The sequence below is a fragment of the Streptomyces sp. LS1784 genome (assembly GCF_020103755.1).
GTDB lineage: Bacteria > Actinomycetota > Actinomycetes > Streptomycetales > Streptomycetaceae > Kitasatospora.
Genome location: NZ_JAHSQD010000070.1, coordinates 1 through 24,600 on the forward strand (window position 1 = coordinate 1; position 24,600 = coordinate 24,600).

General features: G+C 72.2%; 23 protein-coding genes. 13 read left to right on the forward strand and 10 right to left on the reverse strand.

The features are described from left to right. The coding region (locus tag KS423_RS11640; protein WP_224278023.1) for a S8 family serine peptidase at positions 1–1,657 on the forward strand (1,657 nt) is incomplete at its 5' end. Positions 1,658–1,712: 55 nt separating this feature from the next. Here KS423_RS11640 and KS423_RS11645 read toward each other — a convergent pair. The 5 genes from KS423_RS11645 to KS423_RS11665 all read right to left on the reverse strand — a co-directional run bounded on the left by KS423_RS11645 (position 1,713) and on the right by KS423_RS11665 (position 5,772). After that, a complete protein-coding gene (locus tag KS423_RS11645; RefSeq protein ID WP_224278025.1) occupies positions 1,713–2,831 on the reverse strand; it encodes a hypothetical protein in 1,119 nt (372 codons plus the stop codon). Between the two features lie 724 nt (positions 2,832–3,555). Continuing rightward, positions 3,556–3,741, reverse strand: coding sequence for a hypothetical protein (locus tag KS423_RS11650; protein ID WP_224278027.1), 186 nt, complete (start codon positions 3,739–3,741; stop codon positions 3,556–3,558). A gap of 64 nt (positions 3,742–3,805) precedes the next feature. Further along, the gene (locus tag KS423_RS11655; protein WP_224278029.1) at positions 3,806–3,979 is read right to left on the reverse strand and encodes a CsbD family protein; all 174 of its coding nucleotides are present in this window, start codon (positions 3,977–3,979) and stop codon (positions 3,806–3,808) included. Between the two features lie 192 nt (positions 3,980–4,171). Continuing rightward, positions 4,172–5,188, reverse strand: coding sequence for an SDR family oxidoreductase (locus KS423_RS11660; RefSeq protein ID WP_224278031.1), 1,017 nt, complete (start codon positions 5,186–5,188; stop codon positions 4,172–4,174). Beyond that, positions 5,185–5,772 (reverse strand): DUF6328 family protein, encoded by a 588-nt coding sequence (locus KS423_RS11665; protein ID WP_224278032.1) that lies wholly within the window; start codon positions 5,770–5,772, stop codon positions 5,185–5,187. Before KS423_RS11665 ends, KS423_RS11660 begins: the two co-directional genes overlap by 4 nt. A gap of 223 nt (positions 5,773–5,995) precedes the next feature. Between KS423_RS11665 and KS423_RS11670 the strand changes: the two genes are divergently transcribed. From KS423_RS11670 to KS423_RS11685, 4 genes are all read left to right on the forward strand, one after another. Continuing rightward, positions 5,996–6,565, forward strand: a complete 570-nt coding sequence (locus tag KS423_RS11670; RefSeq protein ID WP_224278034.1) for an ATP-binding protein — start codon at positions 5,996–5,998, stop codon at positions 6,563–6,565. A 276-nt stretch (positions 6,566–6,841) separates the two neighbouring features. After that, a complete protein-coding gene (locus KS423_RS11675; RefSeq protein WP_224278036.1) occupies positions 6,842–7,774 on the forward strand; it encodes a SigB/SigF/SigG family RNA polymerase sigma factor in 933 nt (310 codons plus the stop codon). Between the two features lie 78 nt (positions 7,775–7,852). After that, positions 7,853–9,655, forward strand: coding sequence for a thiamine pyrophosphate-requiring protein (locus KS423_RS11680; protein WP_224278037.1), 1,803 nt, complete (start codon positions 7,853–7,855; stop codon positions 9,653–9,655). A 70-nt stretch (positions 9,656–9,725) separates the two neighbouring features. Next, on the forward strand, positions 9,726–9,881 hold the full coding sequence (locus tag KS423_RS11685) for a hypothetical protein (protein WP_224278038.1): 156 nt from the start codon (positions 9,726–9,728) through the stop codon (positions 9,879–9,881). 7 nt (positions 9,882–9,888) lie between these two features. Here KS423_RS11685 and KS423_RS11690 read toward each other — a convergent pair whose 3' ends face one another. The 3 genes from KS423_RS11690 to KS423_RS11700 all read right to left on the reverse strand — a co-directional run bounded on the left by KS423_RS11690 (position 9,889) and on the right by KS423_RS11700 (position 11,465). Next, the gene (locus KS423_RS11690) at positions 9,889–10,380 is read right to left on the reverse strand and encodes a hypothetical protein (RefSeq protein ID WP_224278039.1); all 492 of its coding nucleotides are present in this window, start codon (positions 10,378–10,380) and stop codon (positions 9,889–9,891) included. Then, positions 10,377–10,940: a hypothetical protein gene (locus KS423_RS11695; RefSeq protein ID WP_224278040.1), complete on the reverse strand. Its 564-nt coding sequence runs from the start codon at positions 10,938–10,940 to the stop codon at positions 10,377–10,379. Before KS423_RS11695 ends, KS423_RS11690 begins: the two co-directional genes overlap by 4 nt. A gap of 231 nt (positions 10,941–11,171) precedes the next feature. After that, positions 11,172–11,465: a helix-turn-helix domain-containing protein gene (locus KS423_RS11700; protein ID WP_224278041.1), complete on the reverse strand. Its 294-nt coding sequence runs from the start codon at positions 11,463–11,465 to the stop codon at positions 11,172–11,174. 169 nt (positions 11,466–11,634) lie between these two features. Here KS423_RS11700 and KS423_RS11705 point away from each other — a divergent pair, with 169 nt between their 5' ends. After that, positions 11,635–12,009 carry an STAS domain-containing protein gene (locus KS423_RS11705; RefSeq protein ID WP_224278042.1) on the forward strand — a complete coding sequence of 125 codons (375 nt, stop codon included), beginning with the start codon at positions 11,635–11,637 and terminating at the stop codon, positions 12,007–12,009. Positions 12,010–12,370: 361 nt separating this feature from the next. Further along, a complete protein-coding gene (locus KS423_RS11710) occupies positions 12,371–12,607 on the forward strand; it encodes a DUF6296 family protein (RefSeq protein ID WP_224278043.1) in 237 nt (78 codons plus the stop codon). Positions 12,608–12,729: 122 nt separating this feature from the next. Here the strand turns inward: KS423_RS11710 and dnaK are convergent, their stop codons facing one another. Beyond that, positions 12,730–14,583, reverse strand: a complete 1,854-nt coding sequence (dnaK, locus tag KS423_RS11715; protein WP_224278044.1) for a molecular chaperone DnaK — start codon at positions 14,581–14,583, stop codon at positions 12,730–12,732. A 248-nt stretch (positions 14,584–14,831) separates the two neighbouring features. Here dnaK and KS423_RS11720 point away from each other — a divergent pair, with 248 nt between their 5' ends. Continuing rightward, positions 14,832–16,697: a gamma-glutamyltransferase family protein gene (locus KS423_RS11720; protein ID WP_224278045.1), complete on the forward strand. Its 1,866-nt coding sequence runs from the start codon at positions 14,832–14,834 to the stop codon at positions 16,695–16,697. Positions 16,698–16,888: 191 nt separating this feature from the next. Then, positions 16,889–17,758: an LLM class flavin-dependent oxidoreductase gene (locus tag KS423_RS11725; protein ID WP_224278046.1), complete on the forward strand. Its 870-nt coding sequence runs from the start codon at positions 16,889–16,891 to the stop codon at positions 17,756–17,758. 278 nt (positions 17,759–18,036) lie between these two features. Here KS423_RS11725 and KS423_RS11730 read toward each other — a convergent pair whose 3' ends face one another. Next, complete coding sequence (locus KS423_RS11730; protein WP_224278048.1) at positions 18,037–18,717, reverse strand: L,D-transpeptidase family protein; 681 nt, start codon at positions 18,715–18,717, stop codon at positions 18,037–18,039. Positions 18,718–19,196: 479 nt separating this feature from the next. Between KS423_RS11730 and KS423_RS11735 the strand changes: the two genes are divergently transcribed. From KS423_RS11735 to KS423_RS11750, 4 genes are all read left to right on the forward strand, one after another. Next, positions 19,197–19,703: a DUF664 domain-containing protein gene (locus KS423_RS11735; RefSeq protein ID WP_224278050.1), complete on the forward strand. Its 507-nt coding sequence runs from the start codon at positions 19,197–19,199 to the stop codon at positions 19,701–19,703. Positions 19,704–20,164: 461 nt separating this feature from the next. Beyond that, a complete protein-coding gene (locus KS423_RS11740; RefSeq protein ID WP_224278052.1) occupies positions 20,165–20,512 on the forward strand; it encodes a DUF5132 domain-containing protein in 348 nt (115 codons plus the stop codon). Between the two features lie 309 nt (positions 20,513–20,821). After that, a complete protein-coding gene (locus tag KS423_RS11745) occupies positions 20,822–21,352 on the forward strand; it encodes a hypothetical protein (RefSeq protein WP_224278054.1) in 531 nt (176 codons plus the stop codon). A gap of 104 nt (positions 21,353–21,456) precedes the next feature. Then, positions 21,457–24,600 (forward strand): non-ribosomal peptide synthetase (locus tag KS423_RS11750; RefSeq protein ID WP_224278055.1); only part of this gene is annotated, 3,144 nt, incomplete at its 3' end.

Consider the following 24,600-nt stretch of genomic DNA (forward strand, 5'->3'; position numbering starts at 1 on the left):
GGGCACCGCGGCCGGCTGGGCCGCCGGCACCCGCGCCTACCTGGTGATCAGCGCCCCCGCCGACATCGCCGCCGCCAAGACCGCCATCGCCGCCAAGGGCGGTACGGTCTTCGCGAGTTACGACCCGATCGGCGTCATCGTCGCCCACTCCACCAGCGCCGGCTTCGCCGCCGCGCTGCGGACCGTCCCCGGCATCCAGCAGGTCGGTGCGACCCGCACCTCCGACGTGCCGGCCGACGCCTACAGCCCGGTCCTGCCCGCCAACCCCGCCCAGTCGACCACCACGCTCACCGAGTCCAACCGCTGGGACATGACCCAGATCAAGGCCGACCAGGCCTGGAACGTCACCACCGGCTCCCCGTCCGTCAAGGTCGGCGTGCTCGACACCGGCGTGGACGACCAGCACCAGGACCTCGCGCCGAACTTCGACGCCGCCGACTCGGTCTCCTGCGCCTACGGCAAGCCCGACACCCGCAGCGGCGCCTGGCGGGACGTGGACACCCACGGCACCCACGTCGCCGGCACCATCGCGGCCGCGAAGAACGGCAAGGGCGTCATCGGCGTCGCACCGGGCGTGAAGATCGCCTCGGTCCGGATCGCCGAGCCGACCAGCACCCTCTTCTACGCCGAGAACACCGTCTGCGGCTTCGTCTGGGCCGGCGACCACGGCTTCAAGGTCACCAACAACAGCTACTACACCGACCCCTGGCAGTTCAACTGCCCGAACGACCTCGACCAGGCCGCCATCATCGAGGGCGTCAAGCGCGCCCAGGAGTACGCCGAGGGCAAGGGCTCGCTGCAGGTCGCGGCGGCCGGCAACTCCAACTACGACCTGGCCAACAAGACCACCGACACCGAGAGCCCGAACGACTCCACCAAGGTCACCCGGACCATCAGCAACGCCTGCCTCGACATCCCCACCGAACTCCCCGGCGTGGTGACCGTCGCTGCCACGGGCAGCGGCAGCGGCAAGGCCTCCTACTCCAACTTCGGCCGGGGGGTCATCGACGTCGCGGCGCCCGGCGGCGACGGCGCCACCGGCGTCTACTCGACCCTGCCCGGTGGCAAGTACGGCACCAAGAGCGGCACCTCGATGGCCTCCCCGCACGTCACCGGGGTGGCCGCGCTGATCGCGAGCACCGACCCCTCGCTCACCCCGGCCGACATCCGGGCCCGCCTCGCGAGCCAGGCCAACGACCTGGCCTGCCCCGTCTCCGACAGCCGCTGCACCGGCACCACCGCCAACAACGGCTTCTTCGGCGAGGGCCAGGTCGACGCGCTGAAGGCGGTCGGCGGCGCCACCCCGCCCACCGGCAAGTACTTCGAGAACACCGCCGACGTGGCGATCCCCGACAACACCACGGTGGAGAGCCCGATCACCGTCACCGGCGTCACCGGCAACGCGCCCGCGACGCTCAAGGTCGGCGTGGACATCAAGCACACCTACCGCGGTGACCTGGTCCTCTCCCTGGTCGCGCCCGACGGCACGGTCTACCTCCTGGAGGACTTCCCGAACAACGACAGCACCGACAACGTCGCCAAGACCTACACCGTCAACGCCGCCGCGAGCGCGGCGAACGGCACCTGGAAGCTCCGGGTGAAGGACGGCGCCTCCGGCGACACCGGCACGATCGACGCCTGGAACCTCACCTTCTGACCTCGCCGTTCCGCCCGGCCGCCCGACGCCCGAGTGCGTCGGGCGGCCGGGCCGTTCAGTCCAGGAAGGGAGCGGCTTGACGCGATGCACTTGAGCGGTTCGATCGTGAACCGCCGCCGACTGCGCGTCGATCGCCGGCAGGAAGCTGCCATTCCGACACCCGACTACCCGGGCCCTGCGTTGCCGTGGCGCCGGCACAGACGGGGCGGGTGCGGGCGGCATAGGAGCGAGCGGCCACGACGAGGCCGATGCCCAGACCGCCGAATGCCAGGCCGCCGAACTCGACGAACCAGGTGATCCCCGAGCTGGTGGTGAACGGCAGGGACGGCTTGATCCCGGGCAGCACGCCGACAGCCATGAGCGGGGCCATGATGACGAGGACGGCCCCGTACATCGTCAGTGGGATGCCGGTCAGCCAGGCCGGAACCAAGGGCAGCAGGCGAGGGACCCGCCGTCCGGACAGGAACAGCGTCCAGCGGGGGAACACCTGCCCCCACACGTACAGCAGCCCCAGCAGCAGGAAGATCCCGACCATCGCGGCCAGCACGGTCACGTCGATCCCCGCCGACGCGGTTGCCTTCGCCGGGCCTGACGCGTCGACGCTCGTCGTCCTCTGCCAGTCATCGCCCGCGACGCCGAGCGCGTTGCCGCCCAGCGTCCAGATGGTCTTGGCTCCAGCCCACGGCAGAAGTCCGCACATGAGCAGGTACACCGTGACGCGGGTCCGCCTCGGGGCCCGGGAGGCCGCTGGGTGGGCAAGCGGGCCGTCGGCTGCGCCGGCGTGCGGCCGCCCACATCGCGGGCAGTCGCCGCGCAGCCGTCGACGGTACGACAAACCGACGAGGAGCAGAAGGGCGGCGCCGGCCGTGTTCAACAGCACCTGGGCCAGCCCGGTGGCGCTCTCGACCCCCGAGAACGTCGCAATCGTCACGAAATGGATCGGCAGCCCGTTCATTCCCACGACGAACACCGGGAGCGCCGTGACCAGCGCCGTCGCCACCACAACCCGGCCGGGCCTGGTGAGCGTTCGGGTGCCGGCCAGGCAGGCGCCGCCGGCCAGGAGCGCGAGGGCCGCCAGGAAGAGCTGGACCCCCGGCGCGTACGAGGCGTGTTCCTTCCATTGCACGGTGGTGCCCGTCACCGCCCAGGTGACCTCGACAGCGGCGTACAACACGCCCCACAGAGCAGCGGCCGTGGGTACCCACATGGGCCACCGCCGCCACCACAACTTCCGCCGCGGGCTTGTGGTCGGTGGCCTGGGAACGCCGCCTGCCTCCGAGTTTGCAGAAACAGCCACTGAGACCCCCGTATATCCGGACTGCCGACACCCCAAGACTCCCCGTCACCCGCGCCGATCACATCCATCCCACGGATCACCCGACTCCCCCGCGCGGGGGAAGGCCGGAGCGTGAGCGTCAACCCGGCAGGCAGCCATGAGAGAGGAACCGCTCCGCGAAACCCCGCGTCCCGGTGCGCGGGTGACAGCACGGCCAGTGCCAGCCGGCCGGTGTCGGCCGGCAGGGTCCACGGGAAGGTCCAGAGCGCCTGTGCCAAGCGGGCCGCTCCGCCCGGCGAGGCGTCCGACGCGCGCCGTACGGCCGCCTCCCCGGCTGCGCCGAGGAACGCGATGCCGCCGCCGACCGCCACCTCCAGCGGTGTCACCGCGCTGATCAGCAGCAGCAACAGCCCTCATCAGAGCAGGAATTCGTCCGCCGTCCGCACCGCACAACCCCCTGTGCCACACGCTGCCGGGCCCCGCCACCGCGGCGGGCGGCCCAAGTTGTACCGCGTGTCCCACGGCCCGGTCCCGCAGGCGCCGCCGCCCGTGGGATCGTCCTTCCGTACCACCCGTTCGCCGCACGGCCAGGCCGGAACCTCCGATGATCGGCCCGGCCGGTTCAGTCGGGCGGTTCGTGGGGTTCAGGGTCATGGGCCGGTTCGGTCACGGCGTACTCGGGGCCGTCGTCCGGCCCCTTCTCCTCCTCGTGCCCGGGAGGCGGTGCGCCTTCGCCGGTCATCCGGGACTCGGGTGTCTCCACCGGGACGGGAGGGTCCTTCGGGATCGGCCCGCCCTGCTCGCTCACGCTGCTCACCTCCAAGGCGCCCGGTCCCGGTGGCCCGTCCGCAGACGGCCACCGGGACCGCGGCTCAGTGCTTGCCCGCGTCCTTCACCTTCTCCGCGGCCTGCTTCAGATCGCTCTTCGCCTGCTCGGCGCGGCCCTTGGCCTCGACGGTGCGGTCGCCCGTCGCGCGTCCCGCGGCCTCCTTGGCCTTTCCCTTGCCCTTCTCCGCGATGTTGCGCAACTTCTCCTCGGTGCCCATCGCTCTCACTCCTCTCATGACAGGGACGAGATTGCGCCCCGCGGTGGCGTGTGCCCGCGGGAGGTGCTTCCACACCTGCGGCCGTGTCCGCCCGTCATACGGGATTTGACGGCCAGACGATCCTGTGCCGGTAGGTGTGCCCCGGTCCTGGCGGCAGTACCGGACGCCCGGGCGCGGTTACCGGTTTCGGGATCACCGGCGGCGGGCCAGTGTGCCGGCGGCGACGCCGAGCAGGCCTGCGCCGCCCGCGGCGAGCAGGCCGTGATGCTGGGAGGCCCACAACTGTGCGCTGCGGCCCCGGGCCTCGTCGCCGAAGCGGCCCTGGGCCCCGCGGTCGCGGGCCGCGTCCGCCGGGGTCCAGAGGTTGTCCGGGGTGTCGGCGCGGTGCGGCTCCTCGTCCTGCTGGGCGTCGATGCCGGTGCGGGCGAGGTAGCGGTCGAGCAGGCCGGGGACGAGGGCGTTGGCGACCAGGGTGGCGGTGGTGCTGCCACCCACCCAGTACTCCCGCCTGTTCGGGTGGTCGGCCGCGTACCGGACGGCGCGGGCGGCTACCTCCGGCCGGTACACCGGGGCGACGGGCCGGGCGCGGCTCCGCAGGCGGTTGAGTACCCAGTCGAACTGTGGGGTGTTGACCGCGGGCAGCTGCACCATGGTCACCCGCACGCCGGATCCGCTGGCCAGCAGCTCACAGCGCAGTGCCTCGTGCCAGCCCTGGAGGGCGTGCTTGGCGCCGCTGTAGGCGCTCTGCAGCGGAATGCCCCGGTAGGCGATCGCGGAGCCGATCTGCACGATCGTGCCGTGGTCGCGCGGGAGCATGTGATGCAGTGCGGCGCGGGTGGCGTTGACGTAGCCGAGATAGGTGACCTCGGTGACCCGGCGGAACTCGTCCGCGCTGATCTCGGTGAAGGGGGCGAAGACGGAGACGAAGGCGTCGTTGACCCAGACGTCGACCGGGCCGAACTCCGCCTCGGCCCGGGCCGCGACGGCCTCGCACGCCCGATGGTCGGCGACATCGGCGAGGATCGCGCATACCGGTGAGCCCGCCTTCTCGGCCTCCGTCGTGGCGGCGTGCAGTCCGGCCGGTCCTCTGGCCACCAGCACCAGCCGGTTGCGGTCGGCGGCGAAGGCCCGCGCGCAGGCACGGCCGATGCCGGCGCTGGCCCCGGTGATCACCACGGTGCGCGGCTTCGAACGAGTGCGGAGCGTCATGTCGGGCGTCCTTCCGTACGCGGGGTGGCGGCGCCGCCGCGGGTCGGGGCGGCCGTGGTCCTGCCCGGAGGCCGGGAGCAGTGGCCGTTGTGCCGGTGCAGGTGGCGGACCGGCAGCAGCAGCCAGCAGACCGCGAACCAGAGCATGACGCCTCCGGCGATCCAGCCGGAAGCGAGCGACCCCATCGCGACGCGCAGCAGGAGCAGGAGTGCCGAGCCGATGGTCAGCGCCAGCAGGACCAGGCCGGTGGCCACCAGCCGGGCGGCGGCGTCCACCAGCTGGGGCTTGAGGCGGTGGCCGGCGAAGATCCGGTGGTAGGCGACCGGCGCGGTCAGGGCGCCGGTCGCGAGGGCCCCGAGAACGACGGTGGCCACGTACAGTCCCTGCTCGAAGCCGCCGAGCCCGGCGAAGCGGGGCATGAAGACCACGCTCAGGAGAAAGCCGAAGAGGACCTGCGAGCCGGTCTGGGCGACCCGCACCTCCTGGAGCAGGTCCGCCCAGCGCCGGTCTGCCCGTTCGTCGGGGGACTCCCGGCGCCCGGTGCGCTGCCGGCGGGTGCTGTGGCCGGTGCCCGATGTCGTCATGGCGCTCGCCTTCGTCTCGCTCCTCCTGCGTGTAGCCGTAGCGGGACCGGGCAAACGCGGGGCATGGACGACAGGCGGGTGGCGGACCCGGCCTGGCAGGGGCCGGCTGCGGCGGATCCGCTCGTGCGGTCCCGTGTGCCGCGCGGCATCACGGCCTGGACGGCACGTCACCACCGGTGGGTCGGGGCGGTGCCCCTGCCTGCCCGGTGTGAGGAGGTCCGGCGTGGACGGCCTGGAGCAGACCAGGCGGCTCGTCATGGCGGGCAGCGAGGGCGCGGTGCAGCGCTGCCGGGAGTTCAGCCGCGAGGCACTGGTGTGCTGGAACTGGCTGCCGGCCGTTGACGAGGAACGGCAGGCCGTCACGGAGGACGTCCTGCTCATGGTCTCCGAGCTGGTCACGAACGCGTGCCTGCACGCCCCGGGCGGCCCTCGGGAGCTGCGACTGAACTGGGACGGCACCCGGCTACGGGTCGAGGTCCGCGACGACAGCCCGGTAGCGCCGCGGCTGCGCGTCAGCACCGACCCGGCCCGGCCCGGCGGTCACGGCCTCCGGCTGGTCGACCGGCTGGCCCGGGCGTGGGGCTCGCTGCCCGAGGGCGAGGGGAAACTCGTGTGGCTGGAGGTCCCCCCTCTCCGACCGGCCACCACGTCCGCTCGCCGCGAGGGGCGGGTTGCCGTCAGCCGGGCGCCGGTCACTGCTGCCCGGGGTGGGGCACCGGCGGCGCCGGCTCCGGGTCGGGGAACGGTGGGGCCGGCGGGGGAGCCGGGGCCGGAGGCGGGGGGACGGTCATGATGCGCTCGTTGCGGGCGTCACGGCCGGTGTCCACGCGCGTGTCCCCGAAGAAAAAGCCGCAAACCACCCGAAACCTGAATCAGATGTCGTATGTCGGGTAGAAGACCCACGTAACGGCTGCCGCTGATCCGCCGGCCGTTCCCCACCCACCGGGTGGCACCAGGGCCGCCGCCTGACGAAGCCGGGCACGGGTCCTGGGGGAGGAAGCCCGCGTGCTGTGCGAGCGCGAGCCGCTCGCGGCGCCGGGAGCTCATCCCGATGCTCAGGAGAGCCGCCGTGTCCACGCCCCTGAAGACGGATCCGGAAACAGGCCACCGACCCGGCTACGTGACCACCGTGCCGTCGGGTGTCCCGCCGGGCCTGCCCGCTCGGCCCTCCGAGGCCGAGCTTCGCCGTATGGGAAAGTTCGAGGCGCGCGAGCTCAGCGACGCGCTGTTCGAGCGCCTGGCCGGGCTCGCCCGGGAGACCCACGCCTACAGCTACGTGCGCGGCACGATCATCGAGCTCAACATGCCCCTGGTCCGGTTCATCGCGGCCCGATTCCGGCACCGCTCGGAGGACATGGAGGACATCCTGCAGGTCGGCACGATCGGCCTGATCAAGGCCGTCGACGGATTCGACCCGGGCCGTGGTGTCGAGTTCGTCACCTTCGCCATCCCCACCATCGCCGGGGAGATCAAGCGGTTCTTCCGCGACACCTCCTGGCCGGTGCGGGTGCCGCGCGGCATGCAGGAGCTGTACCTGACGGTGGCCCGCGGCTCGGACCGGCTGGAGCAGGAGCTCGGCCGCCTCCCACGGCCGGAGGAGATCGCCGAGGACCTGCACCTGAGCGTCGAGCAGGCCACCGAAGGGCTGGTCGCGGGCCGGGTCCACCACCCCAGCTCGCTGGACGCGCTGCGGGACCAGGACGCCGACGAGAGTGGCAGCGCGCTGGTGGACCGGCTCGGTGGCTGCGACCCAGGCATCGAACTCGCGGACTTCCGCACCGCCGTCCGGCCGCTGCTGGCCGGGTTGCCCGAGCGGGAACAGCTGGTGCTCAAGCTCCGCTTCTGGGACGGAATGACCCAGTCCGAGATCGCCGAGCGCATCGGCGTCTCGCAGATGCACGTCTCCCGCCTGCTCAGCACCACCCTGACCCGCCTGCGTGAGCAGCTGGAGGACCGCGACGCCCCCGGCTGGACGGACGAGGAACCCCGGGAACCGCACTGAGATTCCCCTTCACCGGTGTTTCCGGCCCCCCGCAGCGGATAGCCGCCCTGCGGGGGGCCCGGACGAAGGAGGAGCACCGTGTCCCCGAAGGTTTCCGACCACATCCTGGAACGACTGCGCGCCTGGGACGTCGAGTACGTCTTCGGCTATCCCGGCGACGGCATCAACGGACTGCTCGCGGCCTGGGGCCGGGCCGACAACGACCCCGTCTTCGTCCAGGCCCGGCACGAGGAGATGGCCGCGTTCGAGGCCGTCGGCTACGCCAAGTTCTCCGGGCACACCGGCGTGTGCGCGGCGACGTCCGGACCGGGCGCGATCCACCTGCTCAACGGGCTGTACGACGCCAAGCTGGACCACGTGCCGGTGGTCGCGATCGTCGGGCAGACCGACCGCAGTGCGATGGGCGGCTCCTACCAGCAGGAGGTCGACCTGCTGAGCCTGTTCAAGGACGTGGCCGCCGAGTACTGCCAGATGGTGACCGTCCCCGAGCAGCTGCCCAACGTGCTGGACCGGGCGATGCGCACCGCGGCCGCCCGGCGCACGGTCACCGCCGTCATCGTGCCCGCAGACGTCCAGGAACTGGACTACAGCCCGCCGGAGCACGCCTTCAAGATGGTGCCCTCCAGCCTGGGCGCTCCACAGTGGACGATCATCCCGGAGGACGGCGAGCTGCGTCGGGCGGCCGAGGTGCTCAACGCCGGCCGCAAGGTCGCGATGCTGGTCGGGCAAGGGGCCCGGAACGCCCGCCGGCAAGTCCAGGAGACCGCCGAACTGCTCGGCGCGGGCGTCGCCAAGGCGCTGCTCGGCAAGGACGCGCTGCCCGACGTGCTGCCGTACGTCACCGGGTCGATCGGCCTGCTCGGCACCCGCCCCTCCTACGAGCTGATGCGCGACTGCGACACCCTGCTGACCGTCGGCTCCTCCTTCCCGTACACACAGTTCCTGCCCGAGTTCGGGCAGGCCAGGGGCGTGCAGATCGACCTCGACCCGTTCATGGTCGGGCTGCGCTACCCGTACGAGGTCAACCTGGTCGGCGACGCCGCCCGCACGCTGGACGCGCTGCTGCCGCTGCTGGTCCGCAAGGAGGACCGCGACTGGCAGCGCACCGTCTGCGACAACACCGAGCGCTGGTGGGAGGTGATGGAGCGGCGGGCCGAGGTCGAGGCCGACCCGATCAACCCCGAGTACGCGATCCATGCCCTCGACCACCTGCTGCCCGACGACGCCATGGTCACCGCCGACTCCGGCTCCGCCGCCACCTGGTACGCCCGCCACCTGCGCTTCCGCGGCCGGATGCGCGGCACACTGTCCGGCACCCTGGCCACCATGGGCCCGGGCGTGCCCTACGCGATCGGTGCCAAGTTCGCCCACCCGGACCGGCCCGCGATCGCGATCGTCGGCGACGGCGCGATGCAGATGAACGGCCTCGCCGAACTCATCACCGTCGCCAAGTACTGGCAGCAGTGGGACGACCCGCGCCTGGTGGTGGCGGTGCTCAACAACCGCGACCTCAACCAGGTCACCTGGGAGATGCGGGCCATGCAGGGCGCCCCGAGCTTCCTGCCCTCCCAGGAGCTCCCCGACGTCGACTACGCGGCCTTCGCCCGCACCCTCGGCCTGGCCGCCGTGCGGGCCATCGCGCCCGACGACGTACCCGGCGGCTGGCAGCACGCCCTCGACGCCGACCGCCCGTTCCTCCTGGAGCTGCGCACCGACCCGGCCGTCCCGCCGATCCCACCGCACGCGAGCTGGGACCAGATCGAGGCCGCCGCCGCGTCCGTGCTGCGCGCGGACGACGACCGCGCGGCGATGGTCCGCCAGGGCTTCAGGGCCAAGCTCCAGGAGCTCCTGCCCTTCGGAGGCCGTCATGGGCCACATTGAGCTCGCACTGCGCAACGTGCGCACCGGGCGGTTCCAGCGTTAGCTCGCCCTGGCCACCTCCGCCGGCTCGGTGGTCACCGCCGCCGAGATCTACCTGGAGCACGACCGGGCCGGCCGGCTGGTCCTCGCCGAGGCCGCCAGCGGCCCGCACACCTCCGGGCCCCCTCCGACCGGCCCCGCGTGTGCCCGCGGCGCCTCGCGGACCCGAGCCGCCGCTCTCTGGTGACCGGCCCTCAGGTGCTGAGCAACCGGTCGAAGAAGACGCGGTACTGCTGCAGCGTGACCCGCAGCTCCTCGGTGTCGGCCTTGCCGTCACGGTTCCACTGGTTCTCCAGAGTGCGCTTCCGGCCCGCGAAGTTCTCGGCCAGGCGCCGCATCAGATCGGCGACCAGTTCGTCGGCACTGCTGACGGCCTCGCGGGGATCGTCGACGAAGCGCGTCTGCACCTGCCGCCAGCGGTCGCGCAGTTCGTCCGCGTCGTCCGGCGGCAGAAGCGACTCCTCGCCCTCCCCCTCGGCTTTCCGCCGACCCTCGCCGTCGGGGATGTCGCCCTCCGCCGCCCCGCCGGTCGGATGTCCTGCGGTCTCGTCCGGGGGTGACTCGGTCGTGGTGGCCTCGCCGGGGTAGACGGGCCGCTCCGGTGTGTCCGCCTCCTTGATCGAGCTCGCGCCCGCTGCGATGTCCTCGGTGGACGCCCGTTGGTCGTCGTGTCTCATGTGCCTCATCTCGGTCCCTCCGTTCGGTCTCGTTCCGTTCCTCCGTCGAGGAGTGCGTCGAACAGCGCGTGGTAGTGCACCATCGCGCCCCGCAGCTCCTCGGTTGTGGCATCGCCGCGGCCGGCCTGGGTGTTGACGGCGTGTGCGACGCGGTAGTGCTCCAGGGTGCGGCTGTGCTCGACCGACAGGTCGCGCAGCCGCTGGTCGTAGTCCTCCGTCGGGTACCCGCGGTCCCGCATGACCGTCGTGACCAGGCGGTCGGCGTTCTGGACCGCCTGACCGGGCCGGTCGACGAACTCCTGCTGCACCTGGGTCCAGTCGCTTGCGTAGCGCTGCCTCGCCTCGGCCGGCAGCGGCTTGATGTCCAGTTCCCGGTGGCGTAGCTCGCGGTCCCGTAGCTCGCGTTCTGCTGCCAGCCGGCTGTCCGACTGGCTTATCGTCCGTTCGTACTCGGGGCCGAAGCGTTCCCGCAGCCGGTGGCGGCGGTTGACGAACCACAGTGCCGCGGCGACGAGGATCAGCACGACGGCGGCCGGCACGATGATGGCGATGAGATCTCCTGTCGACATCGGGCCCTCCTTGCTTCTTCGTTACCGAGCCGCTGCCCTGGACAGGGGGTTCAAAACGTTGCTTTCGGAAGGAATCGGGCATGTGGGCCGGACATGTGATCGGAGGTCGACGAGCACCCGGGATGCGACGATCCTGATCGCCGTGTCGGTCCAGCGCATCTGACGCAGGGGCGGTTCGACGTCGTCGGAGGGGCGATCCTGGTGTCCGGCGCTGTTGTCCGTCGGTGGGTGTCAGCGCAGGAGCGCGGCGAGGAGCTCGGCGACGGTGGGGCCGGCGTCGGCGGGGTGGCGCAGTTGTTCACTGGCGATGACGCTGTAGTGGTTGGCGCGGCCGCGGCGTTCGTGGCTGAGGTACCCGGCCTGTTCGCGGTCGGTGATGATGCGCTGGACGGCGCGTTCGGTGAGCAGGCAGCGGGTGGCGATGTCGCGTACGCGGATGCCGGGATCGCGGGCGATCTGGACCAGGACGCGGGCGTGGTTGGTCAGGAAGGTCCACTGCCGCTCGGTGGCCGTACCGGTGTCCATGTCTCCACGATAAGACCGTCGTTTCACGGCTGCCTAAGCGCGACAGCGAATTCGCGCAATGGTTGACATGTCGGGCAAACGGGCGAACAGTGGAGGTACCGCAGTCGCATCGTTGTCGCGGCCGATCCGTGCGGTGGTCCCCCGTCTGGAGATGGTGCGTGTGGACCCGATGAGCATTGCGCTGCCCTGTCTGAAGTCGGAGACCGTCCGGGTGGGCCACGCGCTGGTGTGTTCCTTCACCGGGGACATGATCCTGGACAGCGAACCGGTTGCCGCCCAGGCGCTGGGCGCCGCACTCGACCAGCGTCCGGCCCTGCTCGCGGTCGACCTGGCCGGCGTGGAGCTGTTCACCGCGACCGGCCTCAACATGCTCCTGGTCGCCCGGCTGCGGGCTGTGGCGGAGGACGTCACACTCGTGCTGATCGCCCCCTCGCAGCGGACCTTGAGGGTCCTGGAGCTCACCGACACCGCGGCACTGTTCGCCGTTCACGCCACCGTCTACGACGCTCTGCGGCTCCACCCGCTCCACCCGCCGCCCGTCTGAGCGCATGGCCCCGGCGCCATCGGGTAGCCGTCCAGCACCTGGGCGGGGGTGAACTCCTCGCAGGACAGGAAGTAGCCGAACGCGGTCATGGCAGCCTCGGTCGGTCGGGTTCTCGGTCTCCTCCGCCGGAGCGGCCTACCGGTCCGGGCGTATCGGAACCTGGATGCCGTTTGCCGGGGCCCGGCGTCGGGTAGCCGGACGGGTCCCACCGCACCCACCCGACGAGGTCGCCTGAGCTCTTCGGGTGGGCAGAACTGTGCCGAGGGCCCCGTGTCCACCAGCTCCTTCCGTCGTGGCCAGGAGCCCGGGCGGGGAGGAGAACCGGCGGCACAGGGCGGGGAAACGGACAGGAGGCGAGTCCATGAGCAGCCTCAACCGCCGCTATGCGGTGACGCTGCCCGGGCCGGTGGGTAGCCACGGCCCGCCCACCGTCGTCGTGGTCCACGTCACCGAGGAGACCGGGCCGGACGGCAGCCCCGTGTGGGAGAGCACGGACGGTGATCTGCGCGTGGAGATCAGGGGCGAAGTCGCCACGGTCCTCGACGCACCCGCCGACGGCCCGCAGCGCTCGTGCCTGCACGCCGTTGAACTGCCGTGAGACCGCCGTCCGCGAGGCCGCCCGCATGCACCGGGCGGCCTCGGCCATGATCGCCCGGACCGTGCCGACGGGCAGTCGGATGCGCTGCCTCTCGGGTTACCCGTGTGGCCGCAGCGGCGTGGTCACGGGGTGCCTCCCTTGCGCTCGTCCTCATCGACGATCTCGGCGTCCACGACTTCCTGGTCGTCGGCCTGTGGGCCGCCTGCGCCGCCGCTCGGCGCACCGGGGGTGGCCTGGGCGTAGACGGCCTGGCCGAGCTTCTGGCTGACCCGGGCGAGCTTCTCGCTCGCCGTGCGGATCGCGGCGGCGTCCTGGCCCTTGAGCTCGTCCTTGAGTTCCACAAGGGCTGCTTCGACCTCGCTCCTCACATCGGCCGGGATCCTGTCCTGGTTGTCCTGGAGGAACTTCTCGGTCGTGTAGACGAGTTGCTCGCTCTGGTTGCGGGTCTCCGCGGTCTCGCGCCGACGGCGGTCCTCCTCGGCGTGCTGTTCGGCCTCGCGCATCATCCGGTCGATCTCCTCCCTGGGCAGGGAGGAGCCGCCGGTGACGGTCATCTTCTGTTCCCGGCCGGTACCGAGGTCCTTCGCGCCGACGTGCATGATGCCGTTGGCGTCGATGTCGAAGGTGACCTCGATCTGCGGCAGGCCGCGCGGCGCGGGTGCGATGCCCGTCAGCTCGAACATGCCGAGCTTCTTGTTGTACGCGGCGATCTCCCGCTCGCCCTGGTAGACCTGCACGGTCACCGAGGGCTGATTGTCGTCGGCGGTCGTGAAGACCTCCGAGCGCCTGGTCGGGATCGTGGTGTTGCGCTCGATCAGCCTGGTCATGATGCCGCCCTTGGTCTCGATGCCCAGGGACAGCGGGGTGACGTCCAGCAGCAGGACGTCCTTGACCTCGCCCTTCAGCACGCCCGCCTGCAGCGCGGCGCCGATGGCCACCACCTCGTCCGGGTTGACGCCCTTGTGCGGGTCCTTGCCGGTGAGCTTCCTCACCAGGTCGGTGACGGCCGGCATCCGGGTGGAGCCGCCGACCATGATCACGTGGTCGATGTCGGCGAGCTTGATCCTCGCGTCCTTCACGGCTTGGTGGAACGGCCCCTCGCAGCGGTCCAGCAGGTCGGCGGTGAGCTGCTGGAACTGGGCGCGGGTGAGCCTCTCGTCCAGGTGCAGCGGGCCGTCGGCCGAGGCGGTGATGTACGGCAGGTTGATCGTCGTCTCGCTGGCGGCGGACAGTTCGATCTTCGCTTTCTCGGCGGCCTCGCGCAGGCGCTGGACCGCCATCCTGTCCTTGGACAGGTCGATGCCGTAGCCGTTCCTGAACTGCTTGACCAGGTGGTCGACGACGCGCTGGTCCCAGTCGTCGCCGCCGAGGTGGGTGTCACCGTTGGTGGCCTTCACCTCGACCACGCCCTCGCCGATCTCCAGCAGGGAGACGTCGAAGGTGCCGCCGCCGAGGTCGAAGACCAGCACCGTTTGCTCGTTCTCCTTGTCCAGCCCGTAGGCGAGGGCGGCGGAGGTCGGCTCGTTGATGATCCGCAGCACGTTCAGGCCCGCGATCTCGCCGGCCTCCTTGGTCGCGGTGCGCTGGGAGTCGTTGAAGTACGCGGGCACCGTGATCACGGCGTCGGTCACGCCCTCGCCGAGATAGGCCTCGGCGTCCCGCTTGAGTTTCTGCAGCACCCGGGCCGAGATCTCCTGAGCGGTGTAGCGCTTGCCGGCCACCTCGCTCTTCTCCGGGAAGCGCCAGTCGCCCTCGCCCATGTGCCGCTTCACCGAGCGGGCCGTGCGATCCACGTTGGTCACCGCCTGCCGCTTGGCGACCTCGCCGACCAGCACTTCGCCCCCCTTGCCGAACGCCACCACCGACGGAGTGGTCCGCGCACCCTCGGTGTTCGCGATGACGGCCGGCTCGCCGCCCTCCAGCACGCAGACCACCGAGTTCGTCGTCCCCAGATCGATACCAACCGCGCGTGTCATCGCCAGGCCTCCTTTCCTGCTCTGTGCGCCTTACCTCAGGAGGAGGAGCAAAACGTGAGCTCCGGGCCTGTCGACGGTCAGGTTCGCCATCGCCCGCGAGGTCGGTGATCGGCTGACGCGGCGTGCCGTGCAGCCCCGATGACGCCGGGATCAGCCCCCGGCGAGAACCGCGACCAGCGCTCCTTCCAAGCCGGGGGATCGCCGGGTAGGGATCCCTGACAGCCGGGCCGAACTCAAGGAGGACCCGCATGTTCACCACCCGTCCGACTCTGCAGGGCACTTTCGGTATGGCGGCTTCGTCCCACTGGCTGGCCACCGCGGCGGCGATGGCGGTTCTGGAGGACGGCGGGAACGCCTTCGACGCCGCCGCGGCCGCGGGGTTCACGCTCCAGGTGGTCGAACCGCACATGAACGGGCCGGCCGGTGAGGTGCCGATCATCCTCGCCCCGGCGGGGGGACGTCCGCAGGTGCTCTGCGGCCAGGGCGGAGCACCCGCCGGAGCCACCATCGGGCACTACACCGCGCTCGGCCTGGACGAGGTGCCCGGCACCGGGCCGTTGGCCGCCGCCGTCCCCGGCGCGTTCGACGCCTGGCTGCTGCTGCTCCGCGACCACGGCACCAAACGCCTGTCCGAGGTGCTCCGGTACGCCATCGGCTATGCGGCGCACGGACATCCGGCGCTGCCGGCCATCGGGGCGGCGGTCGTGGCGGTGCGCGAGCAGTTCGAGCGGCACTGGCCGAGCTCGGCGGCGCTCTACCTGCCGGACGGCCGCCCGCCCACCGCGGGTGCGCTGCTGCGCAATGCAGGTCTCGCCGCCACGTGGAGGCGGCTGCTGGCGGAGGCGGAGTCCGCCGGGGCAGGGCGGGAGCAGCAGATCGACGCGGCGCGGCGGGTCTGGCGACAGGGGTTCGTCGCGGCCGCGCTGGCCGAGTTCGCCGCGCGGCCGGCGATGGACACCTCGGGCGTGCCGCACGCCGGGGTGCTCACGGCCGACGATCTCGCGGCCTTCGAGGCGACGTACGAGGAGCCGGTCAGCTACGAGTGGGGCGGCTGGACGGTCTGCAAGCCGGGGCTGTGGAGCCAGGGGCCGGTCTTCCTCCAGCAGCTCGCCCTGCTTCCGGACCAGTTCGGACAGGACGGCCCGGAGTACGGCGGACCGGAGTACCTCCACGCGCTGATCGAGGGCGGCAAGCTGGCGATGGCGGACCGGGAGGCCTGGTACGGCGACAACACCGAACACGCCGAGGTCGCCATGGCGGACCTGCTCGATCCCGCCTACAGTGCCGAACGCCGCTCGCTGATCGGAGAGTTCGCCTCAGCCGAGCTGCGCCCCGGCCGACCCGGCGGCCGGGCGCCGCGGCTCGGTCGGCGCGCGGTTGCCGCACCGCGGACCGGAGACTGGGCGATGGCGCTCGGCGGTGGCGAGCCGAGCGTCACCGGCCCGAGCGTCACCGACCCGGGTGCCCCGGGTGACCAGGTCGGGCCGACCATCGCCGCCGACGGGGCCACCAACGGCGACACCTGCCACGTCGATGTGGTCGACCGCTGGGGCAACATGGTCTCCGCCACGCCCAGTGGCGGCTGGTTGCAGTCCAGCCCCGTCGTCCCGGAGCTGGGCTTCCCGCTCGGGACGCGTCTCCAGATGGCCCAGCTCGAACCGGGGCTGCCCAACTCCCTCACCCCCGGCCGCCGTCCGCGCACGACCCTGTCCCCCTCGCTGGCGCTGCGGGACGGCGAGCCGGTGCTGGCGTTCGGCACTCCGGGCGGCGACGCCCAGGACCAGTGGACCCTGCACTTCTTCCTGGCCGTCGCCCTGCGCCCGGCTGTGCGCGGCGGCCTCGACCTGCAGGGCGCCGTCGACGCTCCGAACTGGCATCAGGAGGGTTTCCCGTCCTCGTTCCACCCGCACGCCATGGACCCGGCCCGGGTCGTCGTCGAATCGCGGATCGGGGATGCCGCCATCACCGAACTGCGCCGGCGCCGGCACCGTGTGCGGGTCGCCGGGCCGTGGAGCGAGGGCCGCGTCTGCGCGGTGGCCCGCGATCCGCGTACCGGGCTCCTGTCGGCTGCCGCGGACCCGCGGGGCATGCAGGGCTACGCGGCCGGACGGTGACCAGGCACCGCCGGTTCTACTGCGGCGGGCGGGGGAGTGACGACGAAGCCGCGCTGCGGTTGCGGCGGTGGCGGGCCGGGCAGGCTCGGGTGGCGTTTGGGCGCAGGCCTTGAGGCGGGGGCCCACCGGGTTCAGCGGTCGGTACATCCGCACTCGCCATGGGCCGATGCATGGGACTAGCTTGATCACTTATGACGACCCTTCGTATCGGTGTGATGTATGACCGCTCCTGGGACCCGGCCGGGCTGCCAGCGTTCGCACGGGAGGTCGAGGCGCTCGGGGTGGACGACCTGTGGGTTGTCGAGGACCTGGGGTGGAACGGCGGGATCTCGGCGGCGGCGGTCGCCCTTGGCGCGACGGAGCGGCTGCGGGTCGGTATCGGGATCGCGCCCGCGCCCTTGCGCAGCCCCGCACTGCTGGCGATGGAGGTGGCGACCCTGGCCAGGGTCTTCCCCGGCCGCCTTGTGGCCGGGATCGGCCACGGCGTGCGGGAGTGGATGCGGCAGGTCGGCGTTGCCCCGCGGTCTCCGCTGGCGCTGCTGGAGGAGACCCTGACCGCCGTGCGCGACTTGCTGGGTGGCGAGCGTGTCACCATGGCGGGTCGCGAACTGCGGATCGACGGGGTGGAGTTGGTCCACCCGCCGGCGAAGGACGCGATCCCGCCGGTGGTCGCGGGCGTCGTCTCGCCCAAGTCGCTGGAGCTGGCCGGCCGTGCTGCGCAAGGCACGCTGGTGGCCGAGGGCCACGGCCCGGATGACCTGCGTGCGGTTCGCGCGGCCGCGGAGCGGGGCGGCGCGGGTGCGGACTACACGATCACCGTGTTCACGTTCTTGGGCGTAGGCGACGCGGCGGCGCCGGCCTTGCGGGAGGCCGTCGCCGGGCACGCGCAGTGGCTGGGACGCGAGGAGCCGCAGACCTTCGCGGCCGGGGGCACGGCGGCTGAGGCCGCGGCAGCGCTCCGGGCACTCGGGGATGCGGGCACGCAGACGGTGGTGCTCCGGATCTGCGGCCCGGAGCCGCTCACGCAGCTGCGCGAAGTGCTGGCAGTGCTGACCGGCTGAGGAGCGCTGCGCGCCGTCGACCCGGCGGGGGAGGTCAGCGCCGGGTGGCGGCTCCCCCCACCCGCCGCTCCGGTCGTCCGGCCGTTCCGCCCGCCGTTACGGTGGCCGGGAGGGCGTCCGCCGCCCGCCGGGTCCGACAGGCGTCGAGGCCGAAGAGGGCTCGGCACGCCGCAGCGATGGTGGTCGGGGAGCCTACCCCCGTGAAGATTTCTGACGTGGGTCGCGCTCGGCGGGGGAGCTGGGCGGGAGGTGCCGTCCTGGGGTGGGCTCGGGGGTGTCTAACCGATCGCGATGACGGGGTGGTTGCCGGGGTCGATCCACTGCATCGTCCGGGCCATGAAGGCGGCGGGGACGGCGACGCAGCCGGCGGTGGCGCCGGCTTGGGGGCCGAGGTCGTGGAGGAAGATGCCGGCGCCGCGGCCCTTCACCACGGGGGAGGTGTTGAAGTCGATCACCAGGACGTTGTCGTACTGGACGGGGTAGTTGATGAGGTGTTCGCTGCCGAGGGGGCCCTGTTCGGTGAGGTGGAAGCCGCCCTCGGTGTCGGTGCGCATGCGGTTGTAGTAGGCGGAGGAGGGGTCCTGGACCCACCAGTCGTGCGTGGTGACGTGGTGGTAGGGCATCCTCGTGCCCGGGTCAGGGGAGATGCCGAAGGCCCGGGTGATGGTGTACGTGCCGGTCGGTGTGGTCCCGGTCCCCTGGATGCGGGTGGGGCCGTCGTGCACGCCGCCGGACCCGATGCGCGCCTCGGTGGTGGAGTCGAGGGACCGCCAGACGCCGTCCTGGCGAACCCACAGGGTCACGGTGGCGCGGGTGCCGTCCGCCTTGACCGTGATCACCTGGTCGGCCTGGCCGGCTGTCACCGGTACGGGGAACGGGCCGTCGTCGGCCCATGCCCTCGGGGCGGGGCCTGCACCGGTCAGTGTGACGGCGACACCGAGCGCGAGGGCCGCGCTCACGCAACGCGGTGCCGAGCCACGGCGGTCGGCGGGGAGTGTCCGGGAGGCGGCCATGGAGGGGCCCTTCTGGTGTGGACGACACGGGCGAAGCGGTGGGGACGGCCCCGCGGTGGGCGGAGGCGGAGTTCCACCGCGTGCCATCGGGTGGTGCCTTGGCCGGCCGTCCCCACCCGGGGTGGTACCGGCCACGCCAGGGCCATGATCGGCTCGCCGGGGCAGCCGCGCCAGCACCGACACCGCCGGGCTGTGGACGCGGCGGAGGGATGGACGGCGCCGCACGCCGACGGGCCGGGAGTGTCCGCAATGCCGAGACGAAAGGCGGACCGGATCGGCCCCCGCCCCGGGGGCTGCCCGGGCGGCGGCGCGTCGGGCCCGGGTGGCCGGGGCTCCACGGGCGGGACACAATCGTCGGTGCGGCGCGTGACCCGCCACGCCGCCGGTGGGACGGGGTACTCGACCGGGAGGCGACAGTGGCCGGTGTGACCAGCACCGATCTTCTCGTGGACGCGTTCGACCGGATCCGTGACACGGTCGCCGACGTCGTCGACGGCCTGACTCCGGAGCAGTTGGCGTTCCGGGTGCAGGACTCGGCCAACTCGATCGCCTGGCTGGTCTGGCACCTCACCCGGGTGCAGGACGACCACCTCGCCGACGCGGCCGACCGCGAACAGGTGTGGACCGCCGACGGCTGGGCGGGCCGGTTCGCCCTGCCGTTCGCCGCGCCGTCCACCGGCTACGGGCACCGACCCGCGCAGGTCGCCAAGGTCACCGCCACCGCCGACCTTCTCGTGGGCTACCACGAGGCCGTCCACGCACGGACCGTCGACTACGTGCGCGGCCTCGACAACCGGTCCCTCGCCCGGATCGTCGACGAGTCGTGGCAGCCCCCGGTCACCCTGGGGGTGCGTCTGATCAGTGTGATCGCCGACGACCTCCAGCACGTCGGCCAGGCGGCCTACGTACGAGGCCTGCTGGCCCGGCGCTGACGGCCCGCGGCCCAAGGCGAGGCGGGGTGCGTGGGACGCCGGCTGCCGCTTCGACTTCGAGAACCCCGAACACCGGCGGGCTATGGATGCTCATCGGAAGTGAAACTCGACGGGGTGGTGGTGCCGGTACTTGAGGTGCTCCATTGAGACCCTGTCGTTTTTAGTGGGCATGAAAAGCCGGTCATCGTACTACTCCGAATATGGGAGCATGGCAATTCAGGTCGCTTGGGAAGGCCTTGAACACTCGCAGGAGTGAACCGGTGGAGGCGTTTTGGCTCAGATGGACATGATTCGACTACGGTAGCTCGGAGACCGGGCGGAGCGCCGGTGTCCGGGAATCCGGTTCGATAAGTGAATATCGGATTCCGAGGTGGAATGCTTTTGTCCGCCCGGCTGTGCGCCGCTCCGGTGTTCGCAGTGACCGGGGTCCCCGTCATGCGTCTGCGTAGAGAGGATGGAGCATGGTGCCGCCCGTAGTCCCGCCGTTCCTGGTCGGTCTCATCGTCGCCCCACTGGCCAAGCGTCTGCTCAAGCCGCTGGTGCGTGGCGTCGTCAAGACGTCCGTCGGCATCGCGATGGAGGTGAAGAAGGCGGCCCACGAGGCCGGGGAGAACATCCACGACCTCGCGGCCGAGGTCGCTGCCGACGTGGTGACGGCTCAGATCGCCGCCGGTGACACCGGAACCCGTTCGGCTGACGGTCAGCGTGCTGCCGAGAACAGCACCGAGAGCGAGGCCGTCGACCGGACCGAGGGGGGCGCGAGGGCCCCGAGGATCCGCGCGACCGCAGGTGCCGGAAGGGCGTACTGACGGCCGGTTCGGGTTCCGGCCGCCGCCTGGCGCACATTCGATTTCGAAGGAGCATGCCCGGGCGGCGGCCGACCGCAGCCCTGTCGGCCGTCGCAGTTCGCCGTCCAGAATTCCCGCTCCGTCGCCGTAATCCGCCCTGCCCATGACGGTTTTCGCGACCTCCGCAAACAGGTGATCGTACACATGTCATCGCTACCGGGTGTCGCATCCGGATTCCACTCCGTGGATTTGGACGTAAGCCCGCGTTCGGTCGTTCAGGGCCGCCGGCGCTGTGAGGTCAAGCCGGTGCTCGTCCGGCACGATACGGGGGTGCGTGCCGCGGAGGTCGGCCGCATCGTCGGCAGGGCCACCGCCCTGGTCGTGAAGGGCCCGACCGGAGCGGGACGCCCGGCACCGGCCCGGCCCGCCGCACCGGCACCGCAGATCGCCTTGATCGCGTTCCTGCCCGGGCCGGTCATCGCCTGGCGGTCGCTCCACTACCAGGACAAGGCCGCGGCCGACCACGCCGTCTCCGGCGAGCAGCGGGCCAGGCTGCACAGCCGGCTGGTGAACAGCCTGGAGGCCGGCGCCACCGTCGAGAGCTTCCGCACCGAGGACTACGAGGACGAGCGCATCGACGAGTTGAGCGAGACGGTCCGGGAGAGCAGCCGACAGAACGTCCGGGTCTGCACCACCGCCTCGATGGCCGGCACCCTGCTGATCGGCGGCGGCGCCGTGCGCAACGGCACCCTGCGCTTCGAGGTGCTCAGTCCGCTGATCGGGCTGCCCCGGATAGTGATGCTGCGGATGAACCGGCTCGGCGGCATCGTCGACCAGTGCCGGCGCACGCTCGCCGCCTGACCCACGGCAGCCGCGCCCGCTCGCCGACCGTGTGACGCCACCGCGGTCGGCGCGGCCCGGCGTGCCCTGCGCACACGCCCGCCCACACTTCTGGAGGTACCCCCATGTCCCGTCGCGACGGCGACGCCCTTCCCCTGACGGCGGCCCAGCGTGAGATCTGGCTGGCCGAACAGCGGGCTCGCACCGCGATTCCGGCCTACCGGATCGGCGAATTCCTGGAGATCCACGGGCCGGTCGACCCGGAGCTGTTCGAGACGGCGCTGCGCGGGGTGGTCGACGAGGTCGACGCCCTGCACGTGGGCTTCGCCGAGGACGGCGAGGGCCCGCACCAGGTCCTCCGCGAGCGGGTGGAGTGGCGGCCTCACCGCATCGACGTCAGCGGTGAGGCCTCGCCGTTCGCGGCCGCGCGGGAGTGGATGGACGGGGACCGGCTCCGGCCCCTGGACCTCGCCCACGACCCGCTGTTCAGCTACGCGCTGATCACGCTGGCACCGGACCGGTCCTTCTTCTACCAGAGCTACCACCACCTGGTGATGGACGGGTTCGGGTACGCCCTCGTAGGGCGGCGCGTGGCGCAGGCGTACACGGCACTGGCCGAGGGGAGGCCGGTGCCGCCGTCCCTGTTCGGTTCGTTGGAAGAGCTGGTCGCCGGCGACGTGGCGTACCGCGACTCGGAACAGTATCTTGCCGACCGTGACTACTGGGTCGGGCGGTTCGCCGACCGGCCGGCGCCGACCCGGCTGTCGGACCGTCCACGGGCCGGCCTGTCCACCCGGTTCCGGCGCACCGCGCCGGCCGGACCGTTCCGCGCCGGGGCGCTGCGTGGGGCGGCCGAGCGGGTGGGGGTCCGCTGGTCCCGCTTCGTGCTCGCGGCGACGGCGCTGTACGCGCACCGGCTGACCGGGGCCCGGGACGTGGTGCTCGGCCTGCCCGTCACCGGCCGGGCGGGCGACACCGTACTGGCGGCGACGCCCGGCGCGGTGTCGAACCTGGTGCCGCTGCGTCTGTCGGTCCGACCGGATCTGTCGTGGTCGGAACTGGTCGACCAGGTGGACCGGGAGGTCGCGGCCGCGCTGGCGCACCAGCGGTACCGCAGTGAGGACCTGCTCCGGGAACTCGGGTGGTCCGGCACGATCGAGACGGCGTTCCCGTTGATCGTGAACATCATGTCCTTCGGTTCCGGGCCGAGTTTCGGCGGACGGCCCGCCACGGTCGCCGCCCCCCTGGGCACCTCCGCCGACGACCTGGCGATCTGGGCGGTGGGCGGGCGCGACGAGTACGGTCCGAGGATCGAGCTCGGGGCGTACGCGGAGGTGCAAACGGAGAACGAACTCACCGCCCACCAAAGGCGGTTGCTCGACCTGCTGGACACCCTTACGGACTGCGACCCGCAGGAGGCGGTCGGCCGTATCGGACTGATCGGGGCCGACGAACACGGCGAACTGCTGGCCCTCGGCACCGGCACGACGACGGAGGCCCCCGCGGCCCCGCTGCCCGAGCACTTCCGGGCCCGGGTACGCGAGACACCGGACGCGGTCGCGGTGGTGTCCGGCGAGGAAACGCTGACGTACGCCGAGCTCGACGCCCGGGCCGATCGCCTGGCGCACGCCCTGATCGCCCGGGGCGCCGGGCCCGAGCGGTCGGTGGCGCTGGCCCTGTCGCGTTCGGCCGGGCTGGTGGTGGCGATTCTGGCCGTGCTGAAGACCGGGGCGGCCTACCTCCCGGTGGACCCGGAGCACCCGGCCGCCCGGATCGCGTACCTGCTCGACGACGCCCGGCCGGTGCTGCTGGTGACCGACTCCCGCACCGCGGGCCGGCTGCCGGAGAACGGCCCCGCCGAGCGGCTCGTGCTCGACGACCCGGAGACGGCCGCCCTGCTCGCCGGACTCCCGGCGGTGGAGCCCGCGGTGGCCGTCGACCCGCGGCACACCGCCCAGCTCGTCTACACGTCCGGCTCCACCGGACGGCCCAAGGGCGTGGCGTCGACGTACGGCGGCCTGGCGAACCTCTTCGCCCACCAGTGGCGGGAGCTGTTCCAGCCGCTGCTCGGGGACCGGGCACGGCTGGCCCTGACGACCTCGGCGGCGTTCGACGCCTCCTGGGACCAGCTGTTCGGCCTCTTCTCCGGACACGAACTGCACGTCCTGGACCTGGACACCTGGGCGGACCCGGCCTCCTTCGTCGACTACGCCGTGCGGCACCGGATCGACTTCGTCAACGCCACCCCGTCGTACCTGCAAGTCCTGCTCTCGCACGGTCTGTTGAGCAACCAGGAACACCGTCCGGCGGTGGTCGTGGCGGGCGGTGAGGCCGTCCCCGACCACCTGTGGGCGGAACTGCGGGAAGCCGACGATGTGGCCTGCTTCGACTTCTACGGGCCGTCCGAGTGCACCGTCGACGCGGTCGTCGCGCCGGTGGCGTCGAGCCCGCGCCCGGTGATCGGCCGTCCGGTCGCGGGAGCCCGGCTGTACGTGCTGGACACCGCGCTCCGGCCGGTGCCCGCAGGGGTGCCGGGGGAGCTGTACATCGCGGGCGCGGGCGTCGCTCGCGGCTACCTCGATCGTCCGGGTCTGACCGCCGGGCGGTTCGTCGCCGATCCGTACGGGCCGGCCGGTGCGCGGGCGTACCGCACCGGAGACCTGGTGCGGTGGGGCTCGGACGGGAACCTGGAGTTCCTCGGCCGGGCGGACGATCAGGTGAAGATCCGGGGCTTCCGGATCGAGCCCGGCGAGATCGAGGCCGCGCTCACCGCCCACCCCCGGATCGCCCAGGCCGCCGTGACGGCCCGGACCGACGACGGGGTCCGGCTGGTCGCCTACGTGGTGCCGGCCGCCGGGGAGTCGGCCGAGCCGGGGGAGCTCAGGTCCCATCTGCGCGACCGGCTGCCGGAGCACATGGTGCCCGGCGCGTTCGTGCTGCTGGACCGGCTCCCGCTGACGCCCACCGGAAAGCTCGACCGCCAGGCGCTTCCGGCCCCCGGCCCGGTGCCGGCCGGCACCGGGCGGGCCCCGCGCACCGCGGCCGAGCAGGTGCTCGCCGGACTCTTCGCCGACGTCCTCGGCGTGCCCGAGGTCGCAGCGGACGACAGCTTCTTCGACCTCGGCGGGCACTCACTGCTGGCCACCCGACTGATCGCCAAGGCCCGCTCGGTGCTCGGCGTCGAGCTGGCCCTGGCCGACCTGTTCGACGCGCCGACCGTCGCGGGCCTGGCGGCGGCCGTGGACGCCGCAGGCCGGGCGCGGCCCGCG